This is a genomic window from Pseudomonas sp. 300, from assembly GCF_055803035.1.
Genome location: NZ_JAVLRV010000002.1, coordinates 2,600,202 through 2,618,486 on the forward strand (window position 1 = coordinate 2,600,202; position 18,285 = coordinate 2,618,486).

General features: G+C 49.7%; 18 protein-coding genes. All 18 read right to left on the bottom strand.

Annotation, left to right across the window (positions count from 1 at the left end):
* Positions 1-64: 64 nt before the first annotated feature.
* On the bottom strand, positions 65-2,074 hold the full coding sequence (locus tag Q7W83_RS18225; RefSeq protein ID WP_473656432.1) for a polysaccharide biosynthesis protein: 2,010 nt from the start codon (positions 2,072-2,074) through the stop codon (positions 65-67).
* 236 nt (positions 2,075-2,310) lie between these two features.
* Positions 2,311-3,489, bottom strand: coding sequence for a DegT/DnrJ/EryC1/StrS family aminotransferase (locus Q7W83_RS18230; protein WP_473656433.1), 1,179 nt, complete (start codon positions 3,487-3,489; stop codon positions 2,311-2,313).
* An 89-nt stretch (positions 3,490-3,578) separates the two neighbouring features.
* A complete protein-coding gene (locus tag Q7W83_RS18235) occupies positions 3,579-4,199 on the bottom strand; it encodes an acetyltransferase (protein ID WP_473656434.1) in 621 nt (206 codons plus the stop codon).
* Complete coding sequence (locus tag Q7W83_RS18240) at positions 4,196-4,792, bottom strand: sugar transferase (protein WP_473656435.1); 597 nt, start codon at positions 4,790-4,792, stop codon at positions 4,196-4,198. The genes Q7W83_RS18235 and Q7W83_RS18240 overlap by 4 nt, the downstream gene beginning before the upstream one ends.
* Before the next feature lie 51 nt (positions 4,793-4,843).
* Complete coding sequence (locus Q7W83_RS18245; protein WP_473656436.1) at positions 4,844-6,064, bottom strand: glycosyltransferase family 4 protein; 1,221 nt, start codon at positions 6,062-6,064, stop codon at positions 4,844-4,846.
* Between the two features lie 5 nt (positions 6,065-6,069).
* Entirely contained in the window at positions 6,070-7,200 is a 1,131-nt protein-coding gene (wecB, locus tag Q7W83_RS18250) for a non-hydrolyzing UDP-N-acetylglucosamine 2-epimerase (protein ID WP_473656437.1), read from the bottom strand.
* A gap of 28 nt (positions 7,201-7,228) precedes the next feature.
* The gene (wbjC, locus tag Q7W83_RS18255; protein ID WP_473656438.1) at positions 7,229-8,341 is read right to left on the bottom strand and encodes a UDP-2-acetamido-2,6-beta-L-arabino-hexul-4-ose reductase; all 1,113 of its coding nucleotides are present in this window, start codon (positions 8,339-8,341) and stop codon (positions 7,229-7,231) included.
* A 1-nt stretch (position 8,342) separates the two neighbouring features.
* A complete protein-coding gene (locus tag Q7W83_RS18260) occupies positions 8,343-9,377 on the bottom strand; it encodes a polysaccharide biosynthesis protein (protein WP_473656439.1) in 1,035 nt (344 codons plus the stop codon).
* A 30-nt stretch (positions 9,378-9,407) separates the two neighbouring features.
* The gene (locus tag Q7W83_RS18265; protein WP_473656440.1) at positions 9,408-10,190 is read right to left on the bottom strand and encodes an AglZ/HisF2 family acetamidino modification protein; all 783 of its coding nucleotides are present in this window, start codon (positions 10,188-10,190) and stop codon (positions 9,408-9,410) included.
* A gap of 1 nt (position 10,191) precedes the next feature.
* Positions 10,192-10,806 carry an imidazole glycerol phosphate synthase subunit HisH gene (hisH, locus tag Q7W83_RS18270; protein ID WP_473656441.1) on the bottom strand — a complete coding sequence of 205 codons (615 nt, stop codon included), beginning with the start codon at positions 10,804-10,806 and terminating at the stop codon, positions 10,192-10,194.
* On the bottom strand, positions 10,803-11,939 hold the full coding sequence (locus tag Q7W83_RS18275; RefSeq protein ID WP_473656442.1) for an N-acetyl sugar amidotransferase: 1,137 nt from the start codon (positions 11,937-11,939) through the stop codon (positions 10,803-10,805). The genes hisH and Q7W83_RS18275 overlap by 4 nt, the downstream gene beginning before the upstream one ends.
* 12 nt (positions 11,940-11,951) lie before the next feature.
* Positions 11,952-13,094, bottom strand: coding sequence for a glycosyltransferase family 4 protein (locus Q7W83_RS18280; protein WP_473656443.1), 1,143 nt, complete (start codon positions 13,092-13,094; stop codon positions 11,952-11,954).
* Positions 13,091-13,699, bottom strand: coding sequence for a CatB-related O-acetyltransferase (locus Q7W83_RS18285; protein ID WP_473656444.1), 609 nt, complete (start codon positions 13,697-13,699; stop codon positions 13,091-13,093). Before Q7W83_RS18285 ends, Q7W83_RS18280 begins: the two co-directional genes overlap by 4 nt.
* Positions 13,700-13,875: 176 nt before the next feature.
* Complete coding sequence (locus Q7W83_RS18290) at positions 13,876-15,087, bottom strand: polysaccharide deacetylase family protein (RefSeq protein WP_473656445.1); 1,212 nt, start codon at positions 15,085-15,087, stop codon at positions 13,876-13,878.
* Positions 15,088-15,239: 152 nt separating this feature from the next.
* Complete coding sequence (locus Q7W83_RS18295) at positions 15,240-16,202, bottom strand: GNAT family N-acetyltransferase (RefSeq protein WP_473656446.1); 963 nt, start codon at positions 16,200-16,202, stop codon at positions 15,240-15,242.
* Complete coding sequence (locus Q7W83_RS18300) at positions 16,199-16,696, bottom strand: GNAT family N-acetyltransferase (RefSeq protein WP_473657654.1); 498 nt, start codon at positions 16,694-16,696, stop codon at positions 16,199-16,201. Before Q7W83_RS18300 ends, Q7W83_RS18295 begins: the two co-directional genes overlap by 4 nt.
* Before the next feature lie 76 nt (positions 16,697-16,772).
* Complete coding sequence (locus Q7W83_RS18305; RefSeq protein ID WP_473656447.1) at positions 16,773-18,050, bottom strand: lipopolysaccharide biosynthesis protein; 1,278 nt, start codon at positions 18,048-18,050, stop codon at positions 16,773-16,775.
* Positions 18,050-18,285 (bottom strand): DegT/DnrJ/EryC1/StrS family aminotransferase (locus Q7W83_RS18310; RefSeq protein WP_473656448.1); only part of this gene is annotated, 236 nt, incomplete at its 5' end. The genes Q7W83_RS18305 and Q7W83_RS18310, both read right to left, overlap by 1 nt.

Consider the following 18,285-nt stretch of genomic DNA (forward strand, 5'->3'; position numbering starts at 1 on the left):
GAATGGGGAGTTTAGGCAGCGGTTACCACGCAACAACCTATCGATTACAAAATAATGTAACCAATCAGGAGTCCAAGCGACGTTGCTGGTAGATCCAATCAACAATATCTCCATCGGGTGTATAACCACTTACAGTTTCACGTAAAAGCTGGCGTACACGCGAGTAATCATCTTGGTCTACTGCCAATAATAGATCGTCCAACCTGGCTTTCAGCACCTCCCAAGGCAGGTGATCCTCATTGGCGCTCATGATCATAGGATGCTGGGTCGCTGCAACGTTGTCGCCGATCAATAGCTCCTCGTAGAGCTTTTCACCGGGCCGCAACCCTGTGAACTCGATGGAAATATCGCCATGCGGGTTCTTTTCGGAACGGATGCTTAGGCCCGAAAGATGAATCATTTTCTCCGCAAGCTCGACGATCTTTACTGGTTCGCCCATGTCTAGTACAAAAACGTCTCCGCCTTGCCCCATTGACCCCGCCTGGATTACCAACTGGGCAGCTTCAGGAATGGTCATGAAGTAACGAGTGATCTTGGGGTGCGTAACAGTCAACGGTCCACCCGATTTTATTTGCTTATGGAACAGCGGGATAACCGAGCCGGAGGAGCCCAGGACATTTCCAAATCGAACCATCGTAAATCGTGTTTTATTCACCCGGGAAACGTTGGTATTGTCCCCAAACAGTACCGGCGCCAGTTCGCGACTGAGCGCCTGCAGTGTTAACTCGGCAAGCCTCTTGGTGCTTCCCATTACATTCGTGGGTCGAACTGCCTTGTCAGTTGAAATCAACACAAAGTTAGCCACGCCCGCCGTTAGGGCAGCTTGGGCGGTGTTAAGCGTGCCGATCACGTTATTCAGCACGCCCTCCGCAATGTTGTGCTCAACCATCGGTACATGTTTATAGGCCGCGGCGTGATAAACCGTATCCACATGCCAAGTCCTCATCACATCGAGCATCTTGCCTTGATTTCGCACAGAACCTAAAATCGGTAACAGACGAACTGGTAATGACTCGCGCGCAACGCGCTGCTCAAGTTCCGACAAAATGCTGTAAAGATTAAATTCACTGTGTTCGAACAACAAAAGTGTTGTGGGTTGTAATGTCAAAATCTGGCGGCATAACTCTGAACCAATGGATCCACCAGCCCCTGTAACCAAGACAGACTGCCCCTTGATACAGTGCTCCAGCAAATCATCCTCAGCCGGCACGGCATCACGTCCCAACAGGTCCGCAATATCCACTTCCTGAATGTCGTCAACTTTCACCCGCCCGCTGGCCAGATCCATGAAGCCGGGAATACTTCGGACGTGCAACGGGAAACCTTCCAGGAAACCAAGAATTTCCCGACGACGCCCGCGGGTGGCGGAGGGGATAGCCAGGAGAATTTCCTGGGCACCTGATTCATCGATCATCTGCTGGATTTGTTTAGACGAATAAACCTGAAGCCCGGAAATGACTCGATCACGAATGGTCTTATCGTCATCGATAAAAGCAACCGGACGCATCATCCGCCCCATACGAAGTGCCGCGACCAGTTGATTACCTGCAGCGCCGGCGCCATAGATGGCGACCTTGGGTAATCCGTCGTCGCGATTAGTGAAGGGCACATGTTGCGCAGCGGAGAACCAGTCTCCCAGAAAATATTGACGCATAGCCAGACGCAACCCGCCTACCATGATCAGGCTTAACCACCAGTAATTGAAAATGATTGAGCGGGGAACAATATTTTGATGATTGCTGTACCAATACACTACCAGGCCCAGAATCAGGGACGATAAGCTTACCGCTTTAATTATCGCGATTAGCGCATCGCTGCCGAAATAACGCATGACAGCACGGTACATGCCAAAGCGAACAAACAAGGGAATCGCAACAACCGGAGCACACAGAAACAGCCAAGTGTGGGCGATGACCGGATTGACCATATCGTCAATGCCAAGGCGGACCAAAAACGACAGCCACAGTGCGATCCACACCAAAAAAACATCAGCCGACACTTGTATGAAGCGCTTCTGGCGGCGTGATAGCCCCAGTAACAACGTGCGTACCCTATCCAAAACTCCGTCGTACACCTTGTACCGCTCCCCTGTTGATTCTGTTCGACCAGTGTACGTCTCCTGACGCACTCGTTACTTCAAAAAAACCATAAATCAACTGCTGACTGTCTGTTTTTCCAAGATTTCACCGAATAGTGGTTTTGATGATGGGGTGCACAAGGAGATAAATGAGCTAAGAACTGGCGACAGACCAGCAGTGATGCTGGCCTGGACACCTAGGGAAAATTCAGGCTACTGACGTTTCAAATAAATTAGAACTGACTTGCCTTTCGCATCACACTGGAAATTGCTTCGCAGGTCTTATTGATTTCTGCTTCCGTAAGGGTCGGATGTACCAGGAACATCAGACTTGTTTCCCCCAACTCCTTCGCGACTGGTAACCGCACCTGCGGCCGCCAATCCGTATCATCGAACGCCTTCTCAAGATACACCTCAGAGCACGAACCGGAAAAACAAGGTACGCCGAGCGCGATGATCTCCCCAAGTATGCGATCCCGACTCCAGTCGGGCTTCAGCAGATGGGGTTCGACGAACACATAACATTTGTAGGCCGCGTGAGTGCAATGTTCCGGCAACGTCGGGACACGCAAACCTTTAAGCTCGCGAACATGGTTCCAGATGCGCTCAGCATTATTGATTCGGCTCGTATGCCAATCCTTCATCCGGCGAAGCTGAATCCGGCCAATCGCCCCCTGCATTTCCAGCATTCGCCAGTTGGTACCGAAGCTTTCGTGCAGCCAACGGAAACCCGGCTGATGTTCACGTTCGTAGATGGCTTCCCAACTTTTACCATGATCTTTGTACGACCACATCTTCAACCACAGATCACGGTCGCTCGTCGTGACCATACCGCCCTCCCCCCCGGTGGTCATGATTTTGTCCTGGCAGAACGACCAGGCACCCACGTGACCAATGGAACCCACAGGGCGATCTTTGTACATAGCTCCATGCGCCTGTGCACAATCCTCTATGACCTTCAGATCATGAATGGCTGCAAGCTCCATGATCGGGTCCATATCACATGGCCACCCAGCGAGGTGTACACAGATAACCCCACGAGTACGCGGGGTCAGTACGGCCTGGATTGTTTGAGCGGTAATGTTTTGCGTATCGCGGTCAACTTCGGCGAATACAGGTATCGCACCGGCGTTGACAACGCTTGAGACGGAGGCGAGAAAAGTACGAGGCGTGACAATGACCTCATCACCTGGGCCAATTCCCAGGGCATGTAACGCAAGATCAAGTGCCACGGTGCCATTAGCCAAGGCCACAGAATATTCGGTGCCCGCCCAGCTGGAGAATTCCTTCTCGAATTCACGACATTCCTGGCCGGTCCAATAATTGACCTTGTTGGAAAGTACTACATCACGAACGGCATCAGCCTCTTCTGCAGTGAACGAAGGCCAAGGCGAAAATGGGGTATTCAACACGGTTTTACCTGCCATCCATAATAAAAAAGAAGCGCCAACAATTGAAATCACCGATCAGACAGGCGTGGCCAATGGCTATATGCTCAAGATCAGACCAATGCTCGAGCGGGCACGCCGACTACGATCATGTTATCAGAGATATCGCTGACAACTACGGCGCCAGCACCGACCGTGACATGAGCACCTATGCAGACCACTTGCCTGACGCAGGCGCCAATACCAACCCAGCTTTCGTCATCTACGCGGACTGCACCTGCCAACCTGGCGCCTGGACTGATGTGCACGCACTCCCCCAAAATACAGTCATGATCGACACTACTCCCGGTATTCAGGATCGCCCCTTCACCGATGGAGGCATATGCATTGACGACCGCAGACGCAAAGACTACTGATCCAGGTCCGATACGGGCATAGCGGCTTACTACCGCCGAAGGATGGATCAAGGCGGGGAGCTCGACGCCTGCGATTTTGAGCTGGCGAAGCTTGTTTCGGCGAATCGCATTATTGCCGATGGCAACCAGCACCCCATCGAAGTCATCCAAACGATCAAGCAAATCATCAGTGGTCCCGACTACAGGCCAGTTACCAATGAACGTCAGCGCCGGCCACGCATCGTCAAAAAATTCGATGACTTCCCATCCACAACATTCAGCAGTGTCGGCGACAACCTTGCCATGACCACTTGCACCGAGAATTGCCAATCTGTTCATTTTTTTGACCCGGAGAATTTCGACATCGTCACTTCACCTTCGGCGCTAATCCCGTCCTTGATCAATACTTTCTTGATTGTGCGCAGGATGATTTTCAGATCCAGCCAAAGTGACTGATTGTCCACGTACCAGACATCAAGTTTGAACTTCTCTTCCCAGGATAACGCATTGCGGCCATTTATTTGTGCCCAACCGGTTACCCCTGGGCGCACCTCATGTCTGCGCAACTGTGCCTTGTCGTAGAGTGGCAGATACTCCATCAATAAAGGACGAGGGCCTACCAAACTCATATCACCCTTGATTACGTTCCACAACTCGGGCAGTTCATCCAGGCTGCTGGAACGGAGAAACCGTCCAAAGTCTGTCATACGCTCAGAATCGGGTAACGGGTTACCGTCGGCATCCATCGCGTCTCGCATGGTGCGAAACTTGACCATCTCAAATGGTTTTCCATTGAGACCCGGCCTGACCTGCCGAAACAGAACCGGCGATCCTAAGCGCTTGCGAATCAAGTAGGCGACTATCGCTATCACCGGAGACAATACAATCAATCCGATGACGGCAGCCACAATATCAAACAGGCGTTTAGACATCGCAGTTCCTTGTAAAAGCTGATTTTCGTGAGAAGGAAAGCACTCGGTGGATCATTTCGATAAACGCGCGAAATGCTCACCAAAACGCTCGACTCCGACACGTAGTGACAGCTCTTTTTGATAATATGCCTGCCCATTCACGGACAGCTGATTGCGCGCTTCGGCCGACATACCCAACAGCGACAGGACAGCATCGACCAACGCCCGGGGATTGTCTGACTCACTGACAACGCCACAACCGGCATCACGCACCAAATCGGCGGCATCACCATCGACGGCCATCAAGATCGGTTTCCCCGCCGCCATGTAGGCCTGGGTTTTAGAAGGGATGGTAATGGTAAACAATGGATCTTTCTTCAAATGCACAAGCAATGCATCGGCGCTAGATAGATAAGCTCCGACTTCAAGCATTGAGACACTTGGAAGAAAAAAGATGTTGTCGAGTTTTCTGGTTTTCGCAAGCGCTTCCAGCCGGGAGACTTCAACGCCTCCCCCAAGAAAAATGAACGCCACCTCGCTGGCACTTTCCTGTAGCAGTTCTGCTGCCGCAATGACCGTGTCAAGTGACTGGGCTTTTCCCATATTCCCTGCAAATAATATTTTGAACTTTTGGGTCACTGGAAAGTTTAGCGGAGACTTTTCTGATGTGGTGCGCACGACGTCCTCGGCACACCAATTGTAAATCACATCAATCTTTTGCGCGGGCACGCCCCGCTCTATCAGCAGACGCTTGAAGCCGGGAGAAAGCACCACTATTTGGTCTACGTGGCTATACACCCAATCACAGACGCGAGAGACGACTTTAAGGAGTTTTTCGTTGGAAAACATTCCTGTCGCCTTGAGGGTATCAGGCCACATGTCCTGAATGTCATAGACAACCGGCACTCTTCGGAAAAAGCGAACCAATGCAGCGGCGATACCGACCGTCAGTGGAGGATGATAGGCATATATGACGTCTGGCTTCTTCGCGCGAAAAAGACCGTAGAACAAGAGGCTCGCGGCAAAACTAATATAATTAAGCACCCGCCCAATGCCACTTTGCCCATGACTTGGATAAAGCGGTACACGCGTTATCTGAACGCCATCAATACTTTCACGCTGCAGGGTTTTTATTCTGTAACCTGAATACAACTTTCCACCGGGATAATTGGGAAAGCCGGTAACAACTTCGACCTCAAACCCCTGAGCAACCAACTCCCGTGCAAATACAAGCCCTTTGAAGGTGGGCTCAGGGTCAAACCACTGCATCATTAACAAAACACGAGTAGCCATCCTGATTAATACCTTCTCCAGACTGTACGCATGACATAATCACGATAGCTATGAATGATCCGTACAATTTTTTCTGACACGTTGGGCATACTATAGTCCGCGACAAGACGAAGACTACGCACTTCGTTGCGCCCTTGGCTTTCAATCACCTGAAGCGCCTGAAGGACACGCTCAACTTCCAGACCGACCATCATCACCGCCGCTTCTTCCATACCTTCAGGTCGCTCGTGCGCCTCTCGCAAGTTCAAGGCCGGAAAGTTGAGGATTGACGATTCCTCATTGATGGTACCGCTGTCGGACAGTGCAGCCTTCGATGACAGTTGCAACTTGTTATAGTCCATGAAGCCCAGTGGCTTGAGCAGGCGTACGTTGGGATGGAAAACAACGCCCAACGCATCCACCCGCTTTTGTGTGCGTGGATGGGTAGAAACTATGACGGGGACATCATAATCTTGCGCAACAGTATTCAATACATCGACCAACTTAAGAAAATTCTGGTCGGAGTCAATATTTTCTTCCCGATGTGCACTGACAACAAAGAACTGCCCTGCTTGCAAACCAAGACGTTCCAGTACGTCCGAAGCATCGATACCCTCACGATAATGGGTAAGTACTTCAAACATCGGGCTACCGGTCTTGATTACCATGTCTGGCGAAAGCCCTTCGCGGAGTAGGTAATCCCGGGCGATAGAGCTGTAGGTAAGATTGATGTCTGCGGTGTGATCGACGATACGGCGATTGATTTCTTCAGGCACACGCATGTCGAAACACCGGTTGCCTGCTTCCATGTGAAATGTAGGAATCTTGCGGCGCTTGGCGGGAATGACTGCCATGCAACTATTGGTGTCGCCGAGGACAAGAAGTGCTTCAGGCGCGATTTCACCGAGTACCCGATCTACCGAAATGATGACATTACCAATCGTTTCCGCGCCGGTGGCACCCGCCGCATTCAGGAAGTAATCCGGCTTACGGATACCGAGATCCTGAAAAAATATCTCATTCAGTTCGTAATCGTAATTCTGGCCTGTGTGCACAAGAATGTGTTCACAGTGCTCGTCCAGCGCGGAAATAACCCGCGACAGGCGGATAATTTCCGGACGCGTGCCAACAACGGTAACCACTTTAAGTTTTTTCATGACAATCCTTTACTTTGATCGGTGGGCCTCAAAGGCTTATTGGCAACGCGAACGTATCCGGGTGCTCGCGATCAAAAATCTCGTTGGCCCACAGCATGACGATGAGTTCATCGTCGCCGACATTGGTGATGTCGTGCGTCCAGCCAGGGACGGTTTCAACAACAACCGGTTGCTCGCCTGTGGTTTTCAACTCATAAAATTCGCCTGACATGATATGGCGAAAGCGAAAAAGCGCCTGTCCCTTAATGACAAGGAATTTTTCAGTCTTGGTATGATGATAGTGACCACCGCGAGTAATACCCGGGTGCGCGGTAAAGTAAGAAAACTGACCAGCATTTGGCGTCTTCAGCATTTCCACGAACACACCACGAGGATCACCATACTTGGGAACTTCGTAGGTAAACGATTCAGGCGGCAAGTAACTGAGGTAGGTTGAGTACAACGCCCGCGTCAGTCCCGTCCCCACAGCTTCACTGATCAATGTTGAGCGACTGTCACGAAATGCATTAATCAGCGCAGCCACGCCACCGACGGTAGTGGAATATACCGGATCTACCTGCGCGTCGCCGCCAGGAGTTGCCCGGCCATCCAGTATGTCGACAAAATGGCGAATAACATCATCCACATAGACCAACGTGATTGCCGCGTTGTTGTCATGAATGGTGATAGGCAAACCACGAGCAATATTATGGCAAAAAGTCGCCACTGCTGAGTTGTAGTTTGGCTTTGCCCATTTCCCAAAAACGTTGGGGAGGCGAAACACATGCAGGTCTATGGAATGCTTTTCGGCGAGTTCGGTGAGGGCGTGCTCTGCCGCTAGCTTGCTTGCACCATACGGATTGTCGCAACCAGCCTGAGTGGAGGAGGTGTACACAATCCTCGGTTTGCGCCCACTGACCGCTACAGCATCGCAGAGCATCTGCGTTAAATCGCTGTTACCACTCTTGAATTCTGCTGGATCCTGAGGACGATTTACCCCGGCCAAATGAAAAATGAAGTCGGCTTGCGCAACCAGAGTCCCAAGCAAGGAACTGTCATCGTCCCGACCGAAACGTAAAATCTCGAGGTCACTTCGCTCACGCAAATGAGCCTCAAGATTCTTGCCGATGAAGCCATTTACACCAGTAATCAGAACCTTCATTTCACTCCTCCGGCGTAGCATGTTCACCACGCTGGATAGCCCGGATAAAATCGAGCTTCAGCAACAAATTCTTCATACCCGCGACGTCAAGACGCTCGGTGTTATGGGAGTTGTAATCTTCTGTACGAGAGATTTTTTCCTCGCCCTGCTCTACGAATTTACTGTAGTTCAAGTCGCGAAGATCAGGTGGAATGCGGAAATACTCGCCCATATCCTCGGCGCAGGCCATTTCCTCGCGGCTCAGTAATGCCTCGTACAGTTTCTCACCATGTCGAGTACCGATAACCTGGATTGGATGTTCAGGTTGACCAACCAATTGCGTCAACGCCTGTGCAAGCGTCTCGACCGTGGCAGCAGGGGCTTTCTGCACAAAGAGGTCACCGTTGTTGCCGTGCTCAAAGGCATAGAGGACGAGATCAACAGCATCGGCCAGCGTCATCATGAAACGCGTCATGTTGGGATCGGTGATCGACAGCGCGATGCCTGCGCGAATCTGTTCAACAAACAAAGGAATGACGGAACCACGGGATGCCATCACGTTTCCATAACGGGTTCCGCAGATCACGGTTTTCGTCTCATCGACATTACGAGACTTCGCGACCATGACCTTCTCCATCATGGCTTTTGAAATCCCCATTGCATTGATGGGATAAACCGCTTTGTCAGTGCTCAGGCAAACGACACGTCTGACACCATTCTGAATGGCGGCTTCCAGAACATTGTCGGTGCCGATCACGTTTGTCTTGACTGCTTCCATCGGATGGAATTCGCAGGATGGCACCTGCTTCAATGCGGCGGCGTGGAAGATATAGTCCACGCCACGAGTTGCGTTCAAGATGCTTTGATAATCGCGAACATCGCCGATGTAAAACTTCAGCTTGCTATTGGCGTACCGTTTACGCATGTCATCTTGCTTTTTCTCGTCGCGACTGAATATACGGATTTCCGCAATATCCGTATCGAGAAAGCGCTTTAGTACCGCGTTTCCAAACGAACCTGTGCCGCCAGAGATGAGAAGTTTCTTTCCACTGAACATAATGAATCCTGAATCCGACGCAAACGAGTATCAGCTCGATTGCAAGGCCGAGTAGACGACATCAGCCTTCTGCTGATCGTTCGGGTAACTGATGAGTACGGCTCTGTAAGGGCCTTTGAAAACGAAAAAGCTGCCAGCGGCTACACCCACTACGCCACATTTGGCGACGACGTCGTGCATGTGTTCCAGAGATCCACCTCCGCCAAGCACGGTAATCGGTAAATTGACGGTTTCTCTTAGCTTTGCAGCCAAAGTGACGTCATAACCCTGCATCCGACCGTCGTTCTCAATGGAGTTGATAACAATCTCGCCGGCGCCCAGTGCCTGCATCTCCAACGCAACGTCCAAAACGCTGCGCTTGGTATTGCGTGTGCCATTGTGAATCCAGACATCCTGACTTTTGCTCAGCATGCGATGTTTATGGTCCAGGACCACAACGACACTTTGCCGACCGATTTCTTCGGCAATCCGGGTAATCAACATGGGATCATTCAGCGCAGCAGAGCTGATTGCGACCTTTTCGACACCGAGACTGATGATTTTTTTCGCCTGCTCAGCGGTTCGAATACCCCCGCCATAACACAAAGGCATCCGGCATTCGGCCGCTAAATTGGCGATTTGCTTGTAATTGGGTTCAACACCTTTCACAGAAGCGTCGATGTCTAATACGATTAGCTCGTCCGCCTCTTTCTCGTTAAAGATTTTCACTGCGTTGATAGGATCCCCAACGTACTTGGGGTCTTTAAAGCGAACGGTTTTCACCAGACCGCCATCCTGAATCAACAAACATGGAATGATTCTGGGCCTGAGCATCTTAAAATTCCGCGAAGTTTTTCAGAAGAGCCGCGCCAAAATGGTGACTCTTTTCAGGATGGAACTGCACGCCGAAAACATTACCTTCAGCGACAGCGCAGACAAAATCTTGTCCATAGGATGCGGAAGCGATGCCGCCGGAGCCGTCTTCACAATCGAAAAAGAAAGAGTGCAGGAAATAGAATCTGGCGTCTTCTTCAAGGCCTTTGAAAAGCGGTACACCTGGCCGAGGCTGTACGTCGTTCCACCCCATGTGCGGCAACGGTATTCCCTCCAGCTCAGGAACGTCTGCGAATGCCTTCACTCGCCCCTTGACCCAGCCGAGCCCTGGAAGTCGACCTTCATCACTGGCAGACGCCAAAATTTGCATACCGACGCAAATCCCAAGAACAGGGATACCTTTCTCTCGCACCAGAAGTTCCAGGGTCGGGCGCATACCCGAAGCGTCCAGACGCTCCATTGCATGATCGAAAGCCCCCACCCCAGGAAGGATCAGGCGTGTAGCGCCCTCAAGGTCTTCGGGGCGCTTTGCAATCGTCACAGGGATATTCAGCCGCTTGTAAACATTGACAAACGCCTGAATATTACCCAACCCGTAATCGATGATAGTGATCATCTGAACAGCCTTCTCTCCAGCCCCAAGGCGCTCATTACACGCGAACCGACACCAATGAGGAAGCGCTTATTGCGATAGTCGTGGTAGGTCTTGTTCTTACCCTCGAATATCTCCTGGAACTCTTCCACGGAAAGGTCGAGCTTGTTTGCCACGTATTCAAACTCGCCCTTGAGGAATTGTTCATCCAGTTCAGGCCTGGATATTCTCTCCAAGGCGTCCTCACGACTCAGTTGCCCAGTCATGATCAGGCTCGAAAAGTGGGCACGTCGCTTTTCATAACCGAATTTACGAGGCATCCAATAGTCCTCGTAAAAACGGGTAAAGCGTGACTCGTGGTGCTTGTGTTGGAATTTTTTCCAGCCGTACAGGCGCTCCAGAGTGGCCTCGGCATCTTTTTTGATGTAAGGCACAAGGTTGAGGGGTTTGACCACCTCCATCCCCAGAATTCGCTGATACAAAATCTTGTAAATCAAAATGTCAGTCAGCGGGAAGCTGTTGAGCTTACGCTTGCCAAACCGGCGGTGAATGTCGTTGAAAAGAGTTTTATCGATTCCAGGGTAACCGCCCCATTCCTCCGGCTCACGACAGCACTCAGTTGAAAAATTTGCGCCGGTCAAGACGTACTTGATGCGGTTCTCACGAGCGAACTTGTAAAGACCCGAGAAAAAAGCCCCATCTTGCGGCAGGTCCTGGTCAGCAATTTGCGAAAGGAAAAAAGCAACCTGGAGGTCTTTCATTTCCTCCCAGTTGATGACATCGGTGTAAAGATCGAGCCCTAACCCATCGACCAGCTTCTCGATATTCCCTACTGCCTGATCGGTGTTCCAGCCGGCATCAACGTGAAACAGCAACGGGCGTAACCCCATCTTTACCTTTGCGATGTAGGCCGCATAGGAGCTGTCCAGCCCGCCACTCAAACCAATGATGCAATCGAAATCCTTTCCGCGACCATGAGCCTTGATCTTATCGGCCAACGCCATCAATTCGGCCTCACCACGCTGATCGGTATGCCAGTTTGGCTCGATGGCAGTCTTGAAATTGTTGCAGTACTCGCAAACGCCGTGAGCGTCAAAAACGATCCGCGGATCGCTTGTGTCCATAATGCACCGAGTACAAATCTGATAATTCGCCATAAAAATTCCGTATTAAATCAGCAGGCGTTTCGCCATGCGTCGATAGTCTAAAAGCTCGGATGCGATCTCCCAAGAGCGAATCGACATTCCTTGTAGCAAAGCGGGATTGCGTTCTATTTGCTCGAACACCGAAACCTGATCCTGATAAGAGGCCACTTTCCAACCGTTACCCTGGACGAAGGGCTGATGGCTTGGAACATCAGCCACTACCACCGGGCAACGAGCGCACAAGCTCATTTGCATGGTTGCGGACTGACTGCCAGGCTGAACATAAACATCGGCGGCGCACAGCAACTGATACAGCTCATCAGCAGACCTCCAGCCCAGGAAGCGGACGCGAGGGTCGAGCGACGCCAATTCCTTGACTTCGGCCTCTATTGATTCATGCACTCGCCCCACGATCAAGAATACGAAATGCTCGGACTTGATAGCCGAAAATGCCCTGAGGCTATCCGTTAGCTTTTTCTTCGCGTCAAATTTACCCGACTGCAAAAAAACTGTATGAGCTTCATCAAGACCATACTCCTGCCTGCGCTCTGATCGATATTGCTGATAGGCCTCTTCGTCAGCGATATACCCCCCCAGAGGAAAAAACTCCAGCATTTCTGGGGTTACTCCATAAAGGTTCTTACAAAAATCCATGGTTTCCAAGGAGATGCAAAGAACCTTGTCCATCCACGGCAGCGAGCGACGAATTATTGGACGATAGTAATAGCGGTGCAGGAGACGGGACAAAAATCCTGTCGCGCTATTGTTTGCATCCTCATGACTGTCCACATACAGGCGAACCTGCGGGTGCGAACGCTTATAGCGCGCGGCCGACAGAAGCTCCCAGCCACAGAGCCCATGAAACACGATGACGTTGGGCTCAAACCCGCTCAGTATCTCGTCGACGCCGGGATGCATCCTCAATTTTTTCTTCAGGAAAAATGGAAATGGGCCGGAATAGGGAAGCCTGATAACTTCAGCGCCATCACTGCCTGGGTATCGACCCGGGGAGATGTAACCCAAGGACAGGTTATCAACATAGGTCTCGGTGGATGCAACAACGAGAACCTCATGCCCTGCCGCAACATGCTCGCGCACCAGCTCATTTTCCTGGTAACGATAGTTATCGATGTAAAAACAAGAGAGGCATAAGTGAACTATCTTCATAGCAGCCCACGCCCCTTCAAAAATGTTTCGGGGTCGTTAAAGTCGGGAGCCACAGCACCCAACTCACTCTCGGAATATTGCCACCACTGACTCTTCAGGAGCCCGGCCACAATCTGATCCGAAAATCTGTAACGAATCAAGCGCGCAGGGTTCCCAGCATAAATCGCATAGGGAGGAACGTCCTTGGTGACCACGCTCCCCATACCGATAACTGCACCGACTCCTATTGTAACGCCGCCTTTCACATAGGCGCCTTCACCAATCCATACATCATGTCCTATCACCGTGCGAGGTTCCCAGTGATACTCATGCTTTGAAAATTTCGTGCGAATACTCTCTTTATGAGATAAAAAAACCGGACTGGTTGAAACATACTCCATCGGATGACGGGCCCCACCAACCACCACCTTGCTGGCAATCGAGCAAAACCGGCCAACGTCACATTTTATGAATGTGCAGTCATAACCACAGAATGAATAATCACCAAAGGTAGTGCCCACCAATGTACTACCCGATTCCACCTTGGAGGTCGAAGGCACGAAGGAGTCGAGCAATGCCTTACCCCTGGATTTTTTCAGAATCCTTGAAAAAATATATTCAAACATTGTGTTGATCTCTTAATCCAACCACGCAAGGTAAAAAAGCCACCACGACACTGCTGCGAAACCCCATCAGCCTAAGCAGGGCATATACACAGAACCATACCCAAATTTGATATCAACCATAACTTATGCCCCCTCGTAGTAACAAAACCCCTTTACGCAATGTAAATTCTTCAATCTCAACTATCCAAAATATCCAAATACAAAGCACGCTCATCCAGTGTCATAAAATTAGAATTATGCCAAAGAAATGTAAACACCCCTCCCACTGAAGCACAAGCCATCTTGAATCGCTCAACGAGTTCTTTTGCCTCCTTTCCGGCACCAAGCCCCAGATAGGCAGAACTGATGACGGTTACATCCATAACAATTAAAGGCCTGATCCTTACTTTTAACACACGCTGCTGCACCGGATCGAACCCTTGGTATTCATGGCAGGTACCACAGCGAAATCCAGGGTGCTCCGCGTAACCAAGTGTACTATCGTAGGCCATACCCGCCTTCTCCCAAGCAACCAGTGTGGCCGGTTGACTCCAACGCAAGTAATGCATCCGCCCTCCCCAGCTGGGTTGAGAAATACCTTCTTCCGAACAAATCTTGCGCAAACGATCAGCTTCGTTCTTCAAGGCATCATCACAAAGATAGGTATTGTAGCTGGGGTGCAAACCTATCTCATGACCGCGGGTATGGATCGTACGGAGCAGATGACGTATAGCAGGATGCTCGAGTTCGTAATCAGCATCTTTGGCAGGGTCCGTGCGACCACAGATGAAATAAAAAGCGCTCACGAGCCCGCGCCGTTCTGATTCATCCATGAGCCAACTAAATGTATTACAAGGGTCTAAACGACTCAAACGTTGCCCACTCGTCAACTTGATGATCGGTGCGCGAATGGCTCCTGCAATATCGGCACGTTTGAAGAGATCACCTCCTACGGCCCGAATTAACCCCTTGACCGATCGAAACGCATAGCGGCTGGGTTCATCTACATCATGAGAAACTTTGATTGAAAACTTATGCGCCTTAACGGGGAGACCTGGCCATTGACGCTCAATAACCTGTCCTACAAGCGCCAACCATTCGTCCACCACCGGGCGATCTAGGTATCCACACTTGAATGCGTTCGATAGCTGAGCAGGAAATCGACCATGTTCGTCAACGTCGCGACATCCGACTTCTTCGCAACGCGCGAGCATCCAATACGTTAAACCCAATACATCATAATGAATCTGATAACCCTGAGTTGTTTGCACCAATAGCGGAGTAGGTATTACTTCGACACCAGGCGCTGGCAATTCGCTCAGATATACTTGAGCCCATCCCTCACTTGCCGGCAACCAACTACCGCAGGGTAAATCCGAGTCCGTACGATTGAAAGTCAGCGGGTCCAATTTGAACTCAATGAATCCTTCGAGACCCCGAAGGCTCAGTCTAGCTACGCGTTCAGCGACCAATGATAGCTGAACTTCCAAGCCGAAACGCTCACACAGTATTCCTTGAACCCAATTGAGCGACGCAATATTCGGCCAGCCTGACTGACCCATCACTGTTTACCCCTCAGATCCTGAAGAAAGAAATGTAGTTTCAGGAGCTTCGACTTTGTTTTAGTTATCGAGAAATAGGGCTTCTGTATCGCACCGAACCCCCGAATAAAACGCTCTACCGGCTCCAGCATCGATCCTTCAAAGTCAAAGCGACGGGAAATCCCCCCAGAGAGCTTAATAGCCTCCCACATACACAGACTTGTCGCTCCGCTAGAGCGTAAGTCGGGGTCACCGCCTCCCAAGAGATAGTAGGCACTGTGCTCATCCCAAACAATATAAACACCGGCATGATGCCGACCTTGCGAATCCTCGGCAATTAGGATTCTGCGCGAATTGCGGGAAGCGCAAGCCTTATCGATACGTTTAACGAGTTCAGCAGTGTAAGGCACCGACATACCTTGGCGCTTGAACACAAGATTATTCAGAGAAAGGAAGGCATCCAGAGATAAATCATCTCTAACCTTTAATGAAAAACGTCCTTCTGCCTTACGAATGTCACCGCGAATATTCTGCTGGAGATTATTCCAAAGGAGTTCTTGATCAAGCAAGTTATCGAGCACATAGGTATAACGAGTCGTTTGTTTAAAACCTGCCCAATAAAATGGCAACCAGTTTTTTTTCGAGTATTGCCAATTAGCAGAAAAATAATCGTGACGAGGTAACTGAGCAATCAACGCCGCCATCAAATCCTTTTCATTTCCCAATTTTTTAGAGGGATTATCGCTCTCAGTCCGGAACCAGGGTCCTAAATGCTGAGTTAAGGCCGGCATAGTGATCATCGTAAGAAACAATTTTTTCTTAACAATAAAAGGCATGCTTGCAGAAATTCTGCCGTCCTTTTCACATAGCACAACATCCCAGCTTTCACCGGCAACCGCATCTAGCCACCATGCTTGGCTGAACAGTGGAATAGAGCTCTCAACCAAACAAAGTTGACGATACTTTTCACGTGCATCCTTCACCAGTCCGACTCCAAATCACAGACCATGTAATAACATCCACTCGCAACAGAATCTTCCGGTAGAACGTTCACAACTTCAAAACCTATTTTTTTTGCCGAGACGAGAGAAGCTGTATTGTCCGAAGAAATACGAGTGGAGATGCCAGAAAATCCGTTACCCTTAAAATACTGTTTTGCCAGCAGGCGCATACGCGTTGCAATACCTCGCCCTTCATAAACACAGCGCACTCCAACAAAACCCTCATGAACTGTGTTCTCAATTAGATCTCGGCGATTAAAGTAGTACATATCCATACCGACAAGTTGCCCCGTCAATGGATCTTGAGCAACAACAATAAACTTTGAACCACCAAAAAAATAACAAGCAACTCTAACAATGGAGAACGACCCCTCGGGATTCAGTTGTAGATACAAATCACGTAAGCCGAACAATTCAAAAACTTTGCACCCACGATATACTATGCCGCCATCCGACTGTGCAGAAACACGATCCATTCTCAAGGATATAACAATCTCCCTGAGAAGTAGCCGGACTCGAAAAAAGACCCTTGCTACTGAATCCAACATCATCCTAAACATACTTCCCCCTGACACCAAAGGATAGTCTGTATGAAATAAAACCATTAAGTGCATACATCACTGTGTAGCTCGCACTAAATAGAACCAACCCCAGCCAAGAATTACTGAAAGCAAAAGCAAAAAAGAAAGAAACAAGCGTCAAAGAAAATAATGAAAACTGCCATGCGAGATCGATTCTTTGCTTTTGTGCGATCATATACATGGAGCTTAACGGACTTGTAATGAACTGCATAAAAAACATTGGCATCAAAATCCGAGCATAGCTCCCTGACACTTTCCACTCAGCACCAAAAACCAATGAAAAAAAATCCGGTGCCAACACAAAAAAAACAACAAACGGAACTACGGCTATAAAAAACAAACGCCGAAAGGCCCGAACATAGATCTCATCGCATTTACCAGTTTCCGCATATGCCTTACTTGCTTCCTGTCGAAAAACATCACCAATGGCCCCCGCAACGATACTCATAGGCGCACCGATGACGCGTTGAGTCAGCATAAAAAAACCAGCCACTCCACTGCCAAAAAATGAACCCAGAAGCATCACCGGCAATTGAAACGAAGCAACGTTGAGACTGTGCGCAAGCACTAGGTATTTTGGAAAATCAACATACCTGCGAGCAACCGAGTAAAGATAAGCCCTACTCAGATTATCAAAATGGCCCCGATCTTTTTTTATGGTAGTGAACAGCATCAAAAAAAACACTGCCATGTGACCTGCCACGGCGCCAGCAATCAAGCCAATCAATCCTTGTTTTGCAAAGCCCGCAGCAACATGTATGCCCGACATAGAGACGCCCTGCGCGACTCTAGCGGAGGACATATGCTTATAGTAACCATTGCGATTACACCAATAGTTCAGACTCTGATAGCCTGCAGTCAACATCACGCTGACCGGCACCCAATACAACAAACCTGAGTGATCTCCAAAGTTAAAAAGTGCGGCAATATAATCATTAAAAACATACACGACACAAAAAATGCAAAAACTGATGAGCAGTCCAATCAAAAAGGCAATTACGACCAGCGCGGCTGCATCTTTGTCTTTTTTGGGCACCATAATAGCCAGTTCATACCGCCCTGTCGCAAGTATGGCCAATATGGATACACAAGCCAGATAGATAGCAAAAACCCCAAACTCATTAGGGGTATACAAACGGGTTAATATAGGACTAATAGCGACAGGTAAAGCTTGGGCCAACGTAGTCCCCGTCATCAACGTGACAACATTGCGGGAAAAGCCCCCCTTGGGTAAATATTTAGTGATCACTAAGTGTTTTCCATCAGGGACTCAATCACACACATTTGCTGTTTAATAGTTAAATAAGGGTGCATTGGCAGGCTCACGACCTGTTCTGCAATACGATCTCCCACTGGCAAAACCACCGAATTATTAGCCACTGCCGGTTGTCGATTGAGAGGAATAGGGTAGTGAACGGCTGTTGGGATACCTTTGCTATTTAATTTTTGTTGAAAGCTAACGCGATCATCAACACAAAGAGTGT

What these genes read in the sequence shown, in the direction of transcription:
- Q7W83_RS18265 (WP_473656440.1), bottom strand. Translation starts at nt 10,190, where the DNA reads ATGCTCAGGCCCAGAATCATTCCATGTTTGTTGATTCAGGATGGCGGT.
- Q7W83_RS18240 (WP_473656435.1), bottom strand. Translation starts at nt 4,792, where the DNA reads ATGTCTAAACGCCTGTTTGATATTGTGGCTGCCGTCATCGGATTGATT.
- Q7W83_RS18280 (WP_473656443.1), bottom strand. Translation starts at nt 13,094, where the DNA reads ATGAAGATAGTTCACTTATGCCTCTCTTGTTTTTACATCGATAACTAT.
- Q7W83_RS18235 (WP_473656434.1), bottom strand. Translation starts at nt 4,199, where the DNA reads ATGAACAGATTGGCAATTCTCGGTGCAAGTGGTCATGGCAAGGTTGTC.
- Q7W83_RS18245 (WP_473656436.1), bottom strand. Translation starts at nt 6,064, where the DNA reads ATGGCTACTCGTGTTTTGTTAATGATGCAGTGGTTTGACCCTGAGCCC.
- wecB (WP_473656437.1), bottom strand. Translation starts at nt 7,200, where the DNA reads ATGAAAAAACTTAAAGTGGTTACCGTTGTTGGCACGCGTCCGGAAATT.
- Q7W83_RS18275 (WP_473656442.1), bottom strand. Translation starts at nt 11,939, where the DNA reads ATGGCGAATTATCAGATTTGTACTCGGTGCATTATGGACACAAGCGAT.
- hisH (WP_473656441.1), bottom strand. Translation starts at nt 10,806, where the DNA reads ATGATCACTATCATCGATTACGGGTTGGGTAATATTCAGGCGTTTGTC.
- Q7W83_RS18260 (WP_473656439.1), bottom strand. Translation starts at nt 9,377, where the DNA reads ATGTTCAGTGGAAAGAAACTTCTCATCTCTGGCGGCACAGGTTCGTTT.
- wbjC (WP_473656438.1), bottom strand. Translation starts at nt 8,341, where the DNA reads ATGAAGGTTCTGATTACTGGTGTAAATGGCTTCATCGGCAAGAATCTT.
- Q7W83_RS18300 (WP_473657654.1), bottom strand. Translation starts at nt 16,696, where the DNA reads ATGGATCGTGTTTCTGCACAGTCGGATGGCGGCATAGTATATCGTGGG.
- Q7W83_RS18285 (WP_473656444.1), bottom strand. Translation starts at nt 13,699, where the DNA reads ATGTTTGAATATATTTTTTCAAGGATTCTGAAAAAATCCAGGGGTAAG.